Source organism: Frankia canadensis, from assembly GCF_900197875.1.
Lineage (GTDB): Bacteria > Actinomycetota > Actinomycetes > Frankiales > Frankiaceae > Frankia > Frankia canadensis.
In genome coordinates this window covers 1-12,145 of sequence record NZ_FZMO01000111.1, presented here as the reverse complement: position 1 = coordinate 12,145, position 12,145 = coordinate 1, and the positions used below count along the sequence as shown (strand labels likewise).

General features: G+C 69.6%; 10 protein-coding genes and 1 pseudogene. 8 read left to right on the top strand and 3 right to left on the bottom strand.

Going from position 1 to position 12,145, the window contains the following annotated elements; genetic code table 11:
• Together C1A33_RS11050 and C1A33_RS11045 are read right to left on the bottom strand one after the other, a co-directional pair.
• The coding region (locus C1A33_RS11050; protein WP_101831426.1) for an IS256 family transposase at positions 1-999 on the bottom strand (999 nt) is incomplete at its 3' end.
• 403 nt (positions 1,000-1,402) lie between these two features.
• Entirely contained in the window at positions 1,403-2,761 is a 1,359-nt protein-coding gene (locus C1A33_RS11045; RefSeq protein ID WP_101831425.1) for an NsdA family TPR-like regulatory protein, read from the bottom strand.
• A gap of 182 nt (positions 2,762-2,943) precedes the next feature.
• On the opposite strand from C1A33_RS11045, the gene C1A33_RS11040 reads away from it, so the two are divergent.
• From C1A33_RS11040 to C1A33_RS11010, 7 genes are read left to right on the top strand one after another with little or no spacing between them, the layout of a single operon-like run.
• On the top strand, positions 2,944-3,930 hold the full coding sequence (locus tag C1A33_RS11040) for a glycosyltransferase family 2 protein (protein WP_101831424.1): 987 nt from the start codon (positions 2,944-2,946) through the stop codon (positions 3,928-3,930).
• The gene (locus tag C1A33_RS11035; protein ID WP_165818331.1) at positions 3,930-5,174 is read left to right on the top strand and encodes a methionine adenosyltransferase; all 1,245 of its coding nucleotides are present in this window, start codon (positions 3,930-3,932) and stop codon (positions 5,172-5,174) included. The genes C1A33_RS11040 and C1A33_RS11035 overlap by 1 nt, the downstream gene beginning before the upstream one ends.
• Entirely contained in the window at positions 5,171-6,073 is a 903-nt protein-coding gene (locus C1A33_RS11030) for a sugar phosphate isomerase/epimerase family protein (protein WP_101831422.1), read from the top strand. Before C1A33_RS11035 ends, C1A33_RS11030 begins: the two co-directional genes overlap by 4 nt.
• Positions 6,074-6,102: 29 nt before the next feature.
• The gene (locus tag C1A33_RS11025) at positions 6,103-7,101 is read left to right on the top strand and encodes a Gfo/Idh/MocA family oxidoreductase (RefSeq protein ID WP_165818330.1); all 999 of its coding nucleotides are present in this window, start codon (positions 6,103-6,105) and stop codon (positions 7,099-7,101) included.
• Between the two features lies 1 nt (position 7,102).
• Positions 7,103-7,969: a DEAD/DEAH box helicase family protein gene (locus C1A33_RS11020; protein ID WP_101831420.1), complete on the top strand. Its 867-nt coding sequence runs from the start codon at positions 7,103-7,105 to the stop codon at positions 7,967-7,969.
• Complete coding sequence (locus C1A33_RS11015; protein WP_101831419.1) at positions 7,969-9,588, top strand: carbamoyltransferase family protein; 1,620 nt, start codon at positions 7,969-7,971, stop codon at positions 9,586-9,588. Before C1A33_RS11020 ends, C1A33_RS11015 begins: the two co-directional genes overlap by 1 nt.
• Positions 9,589-9,609: 21 nt before the next feature.
• Entirely contained in the window at positions 9,610-10,071 is a 462-nt protein-coding gene (locus tag C1A33_RS11010) for an NUDIX hydrolase (RefSeq protein WP_101831418.1), read from the top strand.
• A gap of 105 nt (positions 10,072-10,176) precedes the next feature.
• Here the strand turns inward: C1A33_RS11010 and murG are convergent, their stop codons facing one another.
• Positions 10,177-11,346, bottom strand: a complete 1,170-nt coding sequence (murG, locus tag C1A33_RS11005) for an undecaprenyldiphospho-muramoylpentapeptide beta-N-acetylglucosaminyltransferase (RefSeq protein ID WP_101831417.1) — start codon at positions 11,344-11,346, stop codon at positions 10,177-10,179.
• Between the two features lie 328 nt (positions 11,347-11,674).
• Here murG and C1A33_RS11000 point away from each other — a divergent pair.
• A pseudogene (locus C1A33_RS11000) lies at positions 11,675-12,145 on the top strand (transposase); the annotation flags it as partial.

Here is a 12,145-nt window from a genome sequence, read left to right as displayed (position 1 = left end):
GATCTGCCGCCAGATCTCCCGCGGATAGGTGGTGAAGGCGAGCAGGTCCGCCTTCGCTTCTTCCAGATGCGCGGCGGCGCGGGGTAGTTTCTCGGTCAGTGCCTCGACGACCCGGTCGAACTGCACGGTCACCTCGTTCGCGTCCGCCTGATCGAACATGGTTCTCACCAACGTCGCGACCCACGGCTGCGATGACTTCGGTGTGAACGTGAGCAGGTCCCGCAGGTAATGCGTCCGGCATCTCTGCCACGACGCGCCGGGCAGGGTCGCGGCGATCGCGTTGACCAGGCCGCGGTGCGCATCCGAGGTCACCAGCCGCACCCCGGACAGGCCTCGGGCGACCAGGCCGCGGAAGAACGCCAGCCAGCCGGCACCGTCCTCGGAGGAGACGACCTCCAGGCCGAGGATCTCCCGGTGCCCGTCGCCGTTCACGCCCACGGCGAGCAGGCAGTGGACGTTGACGACCCGGCCGTCCTCACGGACCTTCATCGTCAGCGCGTCGGCCTGCACGAACCGGTACGGCCCGGCATCCAGCGGCCTCGAGCGGAACGCCTCGACCTGGCCGTCGAGATGCTTCGCGAGCTCGGACACCTGCGACTTCGAGATATGCGCGACACCGAGCTGCTCGACGAGCTTGTCCACCCGTCGCGTCGACACTCCCAGAAGATAGGAGGTGGCGACCACCGAGATCAGCGCCTGCTCGGCCCGGCGACGCCGGGTCAACAGCCATTCCGGGAAATACGACCCCTGACGCAGCTTCGGGATCGCCAGCTCGATCGTCCCCGCCCGCGTGTCCCACTCCCGCGCCCGATAGCCGTTCCGGCGATTCGTCCGCTCCGCCGATATCTCCCCGTATTCCGCCCCGCAGATCCCGTCCACCTCGGCGCCCATCAACGCCTCCGCGAACGCCTTCACCATCGACCCCAACAGGTCCGGACTCGCCGCCACCAGTTCCTTGCCGAACCCCTCGGCGTCGGTCACAGTCGGACGCACGGCCATCGCGATTCCTCCTCAACGAGTTGCTTCGCACGTTTCTCGTGAGGATCACGCGGTGGCCGTCCCACGTCACGGACCGCCACTCCGGCGAGTCGTCAGACGATCACGATCCGTACACCACGTCGGTGGACTCCACTACCAGTTCCGCGGCGACGACATCTACACGATCACCCGCATCCCGCACGGACCGAGAGCCCATCCCGCCGAAAGGAGCACGACCGGCCATGCCACCTGAACCCACGGGCGCGCTCCTGGAACTCAGCACGCTCCTCAAACACCTCATCGTTCGCGCAGGAACGAACGTCACGCAACTCGCCGAGAAGATCGGTTCCACGCGCCAGCAGGTTTCTCGTGTCGCCGGACGGCGCCGGCACGGGCGTGCCTCTACCACCATCAGACGGACCCTCTATGCGCTGGTGCTGAGGAAGTCGCGGACGGCGGGTACATCCCGGTGCGGGGTGAGCCGGTCGCGGATGTCGTCGAGTGCGTCGGAGGGGCGCGAGGAGTTGACGCTGCTGTTCTGGTGGAAGGCATCGGTCGCGGCGGCGCAGGCGGCGTCGAGGTCACCGAGTTCGAGGTGGGCCCGGGCGGATCGGGTGAGGTAAAGCAGGTTGTCGCGTAGGTGCATGGTGGCACCGGGCTCGGCCTGCTGTGCGGCGGTGAAACTGTGCAGGGCACGGCGGGGGTCGCCGAGATCGAGGGCCGAGGAGCCGGCCAGCATCTCGATCTCGCCTTCGGTGATGGAGTAGGCCCAGGGCGGGTCGTCGTCGCGGACGCCTTGGGCGTAGGCGTCACGAGCGGCGTTGAACTCGTGAGCGCAGCCCTTGAGGTCTCCGGTTTTGGACAGCGCCCGGCCGGCGCGGGCGTGAAGCAGCGCGCGGACGCGGGGGGTGGTCGAACCTGTGACGCGGTCCTGGGCGGTCCGTACGAGGTTCACGGCGTCCTGCGGGTTGCCTATGGAGTAGGTCTGGATGGCCATGAAGTTCATGGTGTTGGCGCCGACCTCGGTGTCACCCACGGAGGCGGATGCGCGGAGGGAGGTGATGTAGAAGCGTTGGGCCTGCGCGTGCTGGTCGGCGTCGAAGTGCAGCCAGCCGCATATCCGGGAGGCTTCGGCGAGGGCGGAGAACAGACGGCGGCTGACGGCGCTGTCGTAGGTCGCGTTGCAAGCGATGCGTTCGAGGAGGCGGTATTCCGCGGTGGCCGCTGGGAGCAGTTCTCTGCCGCTGAGGACGTCGTCGAGGTGTCGAAGGTCGTCCAGCCGGTTTTCGAGCCGGGTCATCACGTCTGGGTCGAGACGGCGGCCGGTGGCGTTGAGGGGAATCAGCGGGGCCCCGACCGCGTCGCTCCAACTGATCGCGATGCCAGTCAGCGCGGCACCACTGGAGATCAGGAATGCCCGTCGGTCCATGGAGCCTCCCCGAGCGGTGGCCGCTACCGATGCCACCGTACCCGCGGGGGTCCAGGGGGTGTCGAGCACCGGGCGGTCGTCGGGGAAGGCGAGCAGGAGAAAGTCGGGCCAGCCGAGTTCCGTGACGGCCGCCGGTGGGATGCCGTGGAGGCGGGCCATCGCGTAGCGGGTGGGTTCGTCGGGATCGTTGACGCCAGTCTCCCAGCGGGAGACCTTCTCCCGACGTTTGGCCATCCGGCCGTAGCCGAGCGCGTGGTGTGCGTCGTCGAGCCGGTCCAGGTACTTCACGGCGGTCAGGTCCAGCGCGGAGCGCAGCGCGGTCAGCGGGTGTTGTAAGAGCGATTGGGCGGACATCTCAGCCCCTCTCACGCAACGCCACCTTTGGTGATTCGCACGGTAGTCACTCACCCCGCCGTCGGGGAGCGGTTCGGTTCAGGCTCGGCAACAGCGCAGCAACAGGTTTCGCCTTCCTCAATCAGGGTGGTCGGCAGTGCCATGGAGGCAGCCGTACACGCCGTGTGTAGGAGGGAGCGCCGATGGGAGAGCTGGACGCGCCGCTGGTCTCGGTCGTGGTGAGTGCCCGTGGGAACACCTCGCGGCTGCGGAACCTGCTTGATGCCCTCGCCCACCAGAGCCTGCCCGCTGACCGGTTCGAGGCGGTGATCGTGGACAACGATCTGCCCGGACCGATCCGCCCGGTTGCCGACGCGGTGAGGAAGAGCGACTGGCCGTTCGCGGTGCGGGTGCTGTACGAGCCGACGCCGGGGCTGAGCGCGGGACGCAACCGCGGGATCTGCGCAGCCCGGGGCCGCTATGTCGCCATCACCGATCCGGACATCACACCCGAGCCGGAGTGGCTGCGAATCCTCCTGACCGCGATCGAGGAGGAGAAGGTGTTCGCCGTCGGTGGCCGCACCGTCGTGGAGTATCCCGGCGGCGCGGCGACCGCGCTGACGAAGGCCCTACGAGAGTGTCACGGTGCGGTGGACTGGCCCGATCATCGGGAGCCGGCTGTGTGGCCGTACTGGGTCACCGGTTGCAATCTGCTGTTCGAGCGTCAGACCGCGCTCGACGTCGGCCTGTTCCGCACCGACCTGGGGCGACGGGGTCGGTGGCTCGGAGACTGCGAGGACCTGGAGTTCGTCGACCGTGCCCGCCAGGCCGGTCACGACACCCTGATCGAGCCGTCCGCCGTCGTCTCTCATCCCGTCTCTCGGCCGGAAACGACGCTGCGCTACTTCGTCCGCCAAGGCGCCGGCCATGGGGTGTGCGTCGCACGGATGCACCTCAGCGTTCGTGTCGAGCCCGCCGCGATCCAGGCCGGACGAGAGGCCGTGCACCAGGCCGTGAACGGACTGGCCGCCGGATGGGGATTTTTGGACGGCTCGCGTGCTGTGGAGTCGGCCCGCGACCTGGCCCGCATCGGGGCTTATCACCTGGAACGCGGACGTCTGCGGCTGCTCGGTCGCCGTGCGATCACGCTCGCCGCCATGCCCGTCCAGAAGACCTTGGAGACCTGCTGATGGACGTCATCACGACCGCGGGGCTGTACCCCGCCGCCAGCGAGAACGCTGTCGAGGTGATCGAGCGGAAGGGTTCCGGCCACCCCGACACCCTCGCTGACGGCATGGCAGAGGCGATCTCCCGCGCCTACAGTGCGTACTGCCTGGACCACTTCGGTGCGATACTGCACCACAACACCGACAAGCTCGCCCTGCTCGGCGGCAGCGCCGATGTGACGTTCGGGCATGGTGAGATGACCGCCCCGATCCAGGTACTGGTCAATGGACGGATCACCGCGGCGCTGGGCGCGGATTCCATCCCCGTCGAGGACATTGTCACCACGGCGGCCCACGACTTCCTGGGCGCCGCGCTGCCCCTGCTGGACACCAAGCGGTGGGTGCAGGTGAGGCCCCGGCTGACTCAGGCGTCGAGCCCCGGAGCGGTGACCGACGGCGCGAACGCCGATCGGGAAGCGTCCCGGCAGCGCTGGTTCGCCCCGCGGAGCCTGGACGACCTCGCCGAGCGGCACAGGCTGTTCTCCAACGACACCTCGGCCGGCGTGGGGTACTTCCCACTGGGCATCGGGGAACAGCTGGCCAGCGGCATCGAGACGCACCTGAGCAGCGAACTGTTCCGCGCCGAGCACCCCTACTTCGGCACGGACATCAAGTTGATGGTCGTGCGCACCGGTGCCAGCGTCCGCCTGACGGCGTGTGTGCCGCAGATCGCCCGCCACACCCCGAACCTGGAAACCTATGTCGAACGCCGGGCCCTGGCCCGTCAGCTGATCGCGCAGACGGCCGCGCGGATCGCGCCGGGCGCGGACGTCGAGGTCTTCCTGAACACGCGTGACCAGGACCAGCGGCCTGAGCTCTACCTCACGGCCACCGGGTCGTCGGTTGAGTCCGGCGACGAGGGTGTGGTCGGACGAGGTAACCGTTCCAACGGGCTGATCTCGATGTTCCGCCCCTGGTCGGCCGAAGGCGTCTCGGGCAAGAACCCGGTCTACCACGTGGGCAAGCTCTACAACCTGGCCGCCACGGAGGCCGCCCGCCGGATGTACGAGGAGACCGGGTTGGAGTGCGCGGTCGCTCTCGTCTCGCAGTCGGGCCGCGACCTCGCCGACCCCTGGCAGGCCATCGTCCAGACGTCCGGGCCGAAGCCAGTGTTCGTCTCCGACGCCCGCCGGGTCCTCACGAGCGTGATGGGGGACCTGGAGGGCCTGCGGGAGCGGCTGTTGGCTGGGAAGTTGGCCACGGCATGAGCCGCGGCGTTGGGGCCGCCGCCCCGTTTCGGCCGTGTCTGAACCCCGCCACCCTCTCCGGTGTCGACCTGCCCGATTTCCTCACCTTGGCGGCGGCAGGCGGATTCACGGCGGTCGAGTTGTCCATCCAGCAGGCCCAGGCCATGGGTGCTGGCCGGGTGCGTGATCTGCTGTCCGAGCACGGCCTGACCGTGGCGGCTGCCAGCGGCATCCTGCCCGCTGGGCCTGTGCTGCCCGCGCCGCTGCTGGTCGACACGGCGGCGTACGACGAGCACCTGATGAGCCTTCCCGCCCGGCTGAAGACGTTCGCCGCGCTGGGCTGCCCAGTCGCGACGTCCGTGTTAAATCCGTACTCCTCACTCGGCCAGAGTGAGGCCCTGGCCCTCGCACGGACGAGGATCGCCCACCTCGCGGACACCGCCGCCGAGTACGGCGTGTGCCTCGCGGTGGAGGCCGTGAGCGTCAGAGAGGGACTGCCATCCGAGCTGAATGGACCGCATCCGGTGGCCGCCACCCTGCCCGCCGTCGCCGAACTGCTGCACGACAGCGGAAGTAGGAATGCCGCCGTGCTCGTCGACTCCTTCCACTGGGCGGTCGCGGGAGCCGACCCAGGACACATCACGGCACTCGGCACGGGCGGGGTCGCGCACGTGCAGATCGCTGACGTGCCGCACGTCGGCGCCGCGCATGGGTGGACGGACAGGCTGCGGCTCTTCCCGGGCGACGGTGCCCTGAACTGGTCCGCCTTCGCCAATGCCTTGCATCAGGTCGGCTACCACGGTCCCGCGTCGGTGGAGTTGTTCAACCCGGTCCTACGGGCTCTGCCCGAGGGCGAAATCGCCGCCCGTTCCCATCAGGCGGCCACCGGCTGCTGGATACCCCAGGAGGCAGGCCGATGAGTCTGCGGACCAGGCCATGGCGGCTGGCCGTGGCCGGATGCGGCGCTGCCGCGTTCGGCCTCCACCTGCCCGTGCTCACCTCCAGCCCTGACTTCGACGTGACCGCACTGGCCGACCGTGACACCGCGCGGGCCCGCGCAGCCGCTGCCCGCTTCGCGGTACCCCGCGTCGCGGGGAAGATCGAGGACCTGGTGGACGGTGTGGACATGCTGGTGGTCCTCACCGGCGTCCACCAGGACCTGATCGAAGCGGCCCTCGACGCACAGTTACACGTGTTCACCGAGAAGCCAGTCGGCCTGGATGTCACGGAAACCCGGAAGCTGGCCGACCGCGCGCAGGGGGCGGGGCTGCTGCTGGAGGTGGGGGCAATGCGCGCCCACGATCCAGCGCTACATGCCGCTCTCGCTGCGGTGCCCGAACCCACGGGCGGCTGGCTGATCAAGGCTGACGGTTTCGACGAGGCCGCCCGACGCCGTCTGCTGCCGCCCGGCTTCAGCCCCTACACCTTTGTGGACGACCCGCCGCAGACGATTCCCAGGCAGCTCGCCGACGCGCACCAGGTGACTGCGCTGAAGATCCTGCTGTGGCAGGGCTACCACCTACTGACCGCTCTGACTCTGGCCGTCCCCGGCGTCACCCCGGCCGCATGCACCCTGGATGCCGACGGCCAGTCGCTCCACGCGCTGCTATTCGGACCTGCCGGCCAGCCGTTCACTCTGGTCATCAGCGCAACGGCGCCGGGCCGCTTCTTGGAGCAGATCCACTTCGGCGGCGCCTCGGACACGGCCACGGTCGACTTCGCCCGCCCTTACGAGCCGTCCACCGCGACCCGCGTCACCACCGCCACCGGCGAGCAGAGCGACTTCCCCGACCCGTTCGCCGCCATGTGGCAGGCCGTCAGCGACCGGCTGGCGGGACAGTACCCGGCCGATCTGCCGACCAGCACCGCCCTTGCGGTGCGAGTGGAAGACCTCGCGTTGGGGTTGGCCGGCCTCTGCCGTCCCGGACCGCATCTGCGGAAGGATTGACATGCCCACCGATGCACCTGTCCTCGTCCTCGACGGGCCTCCTGGAGCCGGCAAGACCTCCTTGCTCGCGCGGATGGTGCCCGTTTTGGGCGACGAGTGCCTGTGGTTCACCGAGCCCAACGCACGGCTGAGCGCCGGCCTGCGATCGCCCGTGCATCCATCCAACGCGGGACACAGCCTGTGGTTCCTGCGGCACGAGCTGGACAAGGCCCGCGCCTGCGCCGGACTCGCCGCCGACCCCGCCACCCGGCTGCTGGTCTGCGACCGCAACCACCTCGGCGCCCTGGCCTACTGCTGGGCGACCCGCGCGGAAGACAGCCTGCCGTACCGCGCCGCCCGCGACTTCTACGCCCGCCACATCGCCCCCGCCCTGCCCGAGCAGGTCCTGACCGTGATCATGCTGGTCAGCCCCCGCGAGAGCCTGACGCGCCGCGGGAACGTGGCCGAGCGGCCCCGCTGGAAGCAGTGGTTTGACCAAGGTCTACTGGAGCGACTGCACACCTTCTACACCGACATCGCGCCGGCTCTGTGCCCCACTCCGCCCCTCATCGTCGAGACCGACGAAGCGACCCCGAACACCGTCCTCGCCAAGATCAGCGGACTCCTTGCCGACGCCGGGCTCGGAGACACCGCGGCGACGCTCGCCACCGCTACCGCCCCGGATATCCGCCCGGCGCTGGACCCACGTTTCCTGCCCGTCTATCACGCTCTCGGCGGCCTGGAGAGCTTCGGTCATCCCTTCACCGAGCCGCTCGACCACCGCGGCGGCACGGTTCAGCTGTGCCAGCTCGGCGCCCTGCACCGCGATGCGACAGGTCATACCAAGCTGTGGGACCTGCTGGCCGAACCTGCACGCGGGGCCGCCTGATGACCGCCGCCGCCCCGATTGTGGTCGGCATCAACCTCGGCCACGACGGCGGCGCCGCCCTCATCACCGACACCACGATGGTCGCGATCAGCGAGGAACGCCTCAACCGCACCCGCTACAGCCCCGGCTGGCAGGCCGCCCTCCTGTACTGCCTGCGCGCCGCCGACGTACGGCTGCAGGACGTCGACCTGATCGCGGTCAGCGGCATCGGTCACCACCCGCCCACCGCCGCCGAGACCGGCCTCGCTCACCTCGGCGTCAGCCCGGCGCGGATCGTCCCCGTCGACCACCACCTCAGCCACGCGTACACGGCGTACTGCCTCAGCCCCCACGACGAGGCGACCGTCCTCGTCGTCGACGGCGGCGGCAACCACCACGACACCGAGACCTTCTACGCCGCCACCCGCGACGGCATCCACCGACTCGGCGGCAACCCGCCCACCCGGCCCCGAGCCGCCGGCATCGGCGCCACGTACGAGGCGTTCACGAACTGGCTCGGGTGGCACGAGCAGGAGGCCGGCAAGACGATGGCCCTCGCCTCCTACGGAGACCCGAACGCCCACCACGCCCCGCTGTTCGACGTCACCGACGCCATTGTCCACGGCCGCCTCACCCGCAGCCACGCTCCCGGCGTCGCCGCACTCGCGCAGGAGACGGGCGCCGACTTCGGGCCGCCCGACAGCCGGGGCGACCATCCACGCGGCACCGACGCCGCAGCGTACGTCCAGACCCAGACAGAACAGGCCCTGTGCGCTCTTGCCGAGCAGACCATCGCCGCTACCGGGCTGAGAAACCTGTGCTTCGCCGGCGGCGTCGCCCTCAACTGCGTGGCCGCCGACAAACTCCGGCGACTGGACCCGGTCACCGGATACTTCGCGCCCCCAGCATCCTCGGACCGAGGCCAAGCCCTCGGCTGCGCTCTCTACGCCTGGCACCAGGTGACCGGCGCCGTCCCGCGAAGACCGCTCGCCCACGACTACTTTGGCCGCACCTACACCGACGCCGAGATCGAGCAGGCCCTCACCCGCGACCCGCGGTCCGGACTGGTTGAACGCCGCCGTGCCCCGTACCAGTGGCGGCGCGAGAGCGACATCGCCGGCACCGCCGCCCAGATGATCGCCGCAGGCAAAATCATCGGCTGGTTCCAGGGCGGCAGCGAACTCGGCCCCCGCGCCCTCGGCGCCCGCAGCATCCTCGCCGACCCCCGCAAGACCACCAGCTCCGACGCCCTGAACAACCGCATCAAACACCGCGAACCGTTCCGGCCCTTCGCTCCCGCCGTCCTCGCTAGCCACGCACAGGACTGGTTCGACCTAGATGTCCCCAGCCCCTTCATGCTGCTCGCCCCGCCCGTCAAGCCGGACCGCGCAGCCAAGATCGCAGGAGTCGTGCACGTCGACCAGACCGCCCGCGTCCAGACCGTCGACCCGGGCACCGCCCCGACATTCGCGGCCCTGATCCAGCACGTCCTACACCTGACCGGAATCCCGCTCGTGCTCAACACGAGCCTCAACGACCGAGAGCCCATCGTCGAAACCCCGGCGCACGCCCTAGCCACGTTCCAGGCATGCGACCTGGACGCCCTGTGCATCGGCGACTACCTCATCGAGCGGACCTGAACCGCCTGCCAGACTGACACCATGAGTACTCCCCCTCTCCGGAAGGCAGCCCGAGCCGTCGTACTCGACGCAGACCAGCGCGTCCTGCTACTCCACTACGACGAGAACAACGGCTTCTGGGCCACACCGGGCGGCAGCCTCGAACCAGGCGAGGACTACGCCACCGCCGTGATCCGGGAACTACGCGAGGAGCTCGGCGTCGAGGAGGTCGACCTCGGCGCCCAGATCGCCGAACGCAGCAACGACCACCCTGTCGGTGGCCTCCAGGTCCGCCAGATCGAGAAGTACTTCCTCGCACGTGTCACGCCTGCCGACATCGACCTGGACCGTGCCACCCAGCCGGACAACATCCGATCCCTCCGCTGGTGGACGCAGGAAGACCTGCGGAGCACCCAGGAGACGGTCTACCCCCGCGGCCTCAGCAAACTCGTCACCGGTGTACTGGCCGAGGGCCCACCCGAACAGCCGATCACTCTGCACTGATCAGGCACGAAGTCGCTCGCCGCCACGCTGTCCTCCTACCTGACGGAACCACACCCGGCACGGCGCCTCCGCGCCGGACGCTTCAGGACCTCCCAGCCCCGCCGCCTAACGCCAACCGGCGGCGTCGAGGATCACGTCCGCGAGGCGTTCGGCCGCGTCCGGTCGGCCGAACGCCCGCGCCCGCTGCGCCATCGCGGTGCGGGCCGCCCGGTCCGTCAGCAGCGGCTCCACCGCCTTCCACAGCCGCTCCGGCGACACCACACCCTCCAACGCCACCGCCGCGCCCGCATCCTGCGGATAGCGGGCATTGTGCGCCTGCTCGTTGCCCGCCGACGACGCCAACGGAATCAGCACCGCGGCCTTCCCGAGCGCGGTCAGCTCAGCGATCGTGCCCGCACCGCTTCGCGACACCACCACATCCGCGAGCGCGAGAACGTCCGCGACCTCCCCACGCAGGAACCCCGTCAGGTAATACCGCCCCGGCACCGCAAGACCCGCCGCGCTCCCACTCAACGACTCGACATTGACAGGGCCGCACTGGTGGATCACGTTCGCCTGCTCCACCAGCCACGGCAGCGCCCCGGCCACCGCGGTGTTGATCTGCACCGACCCCTGCGCCCCGCCGGTCACGTACACCGTCGGCAACGCCGGATCATGCCCTTTCCAGCCCAGCGACGCCACCGCCCGAGACACCTGCCCGGACAGCACCTCGGCGCGCACCGGATTCCCCGTCACCACGGCCGTGGCACGGACCGCCCCCGGCAGCAGCTCCAACGACGGCGCACTCGACACCGCCACCCGGGCGGCCACCCGCGCCAACGTCCGGTTCGCCAGGCCCAGGCGCACCGTCTGCTCATGCACCACCAGCGGCCGGCGGCACATCCACGCCGCCAGTCCCACCGGCACCGCGACATAGCCGCCGGTCGCAAGCACCACATCCGGCGCCCATCCACCGACCAGCGAACGAGCCTGCGCCACACCGAGCGGCACCCGGCCCATATCCCGCACGTTCTCCGCCGACGCCATCCTCCACAGACTGCTCGACCGGCGAATCTTGCCCGTGGCGACCGACCGGAACTCGATACCCTCCTCGCCGGCCACCCGCTCCTCCAAGCCCCGTTCCGCCCCAACCCACAGCACCTCAACCCCGCCGGCGCCCAGACGACGCTGAAGAGTCCGGACCGTCGTCAGCGCAGGGAACACATGACCACCCGTCCCACCACCCGTAACGATCAGACGCAACGGCTGGCGAGGGCCAGGAGCGGCATTGCTCATTGCGGCGCCTCCCTTCGGGCTCCGGAGAATAGCCTTCGCCCTCGGGCGTTACAGCAACAGGCGCTGCGATCAACAGATCTGCCAGAGATGTGACCAGCCCCTTTGTAGTGATCTTCAGCCTCGCTGAGCGAACTCTCGGCGTGTCGACGCCAACACGCCTACTGGCGCTGCCGCCAGCGCCAGTAGGCGCCGCCGCCAACCTGCGGGTGCCAATCCGGATATGGCCTGCCGTGCCCGCCGCCAGGCCGACAGTTCCAGCCAGCTCGCGACCGGGAGACCAGCCCGGTCACGGGACCCGCCGGAACCTGACGGCTACCCGAAGCTCGTGACCGCCGAACTGTCCGGGTTGATTGACCTGACCGGCTGGCCCCAGGCATCCGGGTCCTCATCCGCAAGGAACGCCCACACCCCGGCGCGCAGCTACAGATCACCGACGTCGACGGCAACCGGATCACCGCGTTCGCGACCAACACCGCCCGTGGGCAACTCGCCGACCTCGAACTCGCCACCGCCACGCCCGCTGCGAGGACCGCATCCGCACCGCCAAGGACACCGGCCTGACCAACCTGCCCCTGCACGACCTCGAGCAGAACAGGGTCTTTGTGCCAGATCGTCGCGCTCGCCTGCGACCTGATCGCCTGGACCCAGATACTCGCCCTCGCAGACCAGCCCGCCCGACGCTGGGAACCCAAACGGCTACGCCACCGCTTGTTCCGGCTCGCAGGACGACTCGCCCACCACACCCGCCAAAGCGTGCTCCACCTACCCGCCCCTCTCGCCCTCCAAGCGATCACCACAC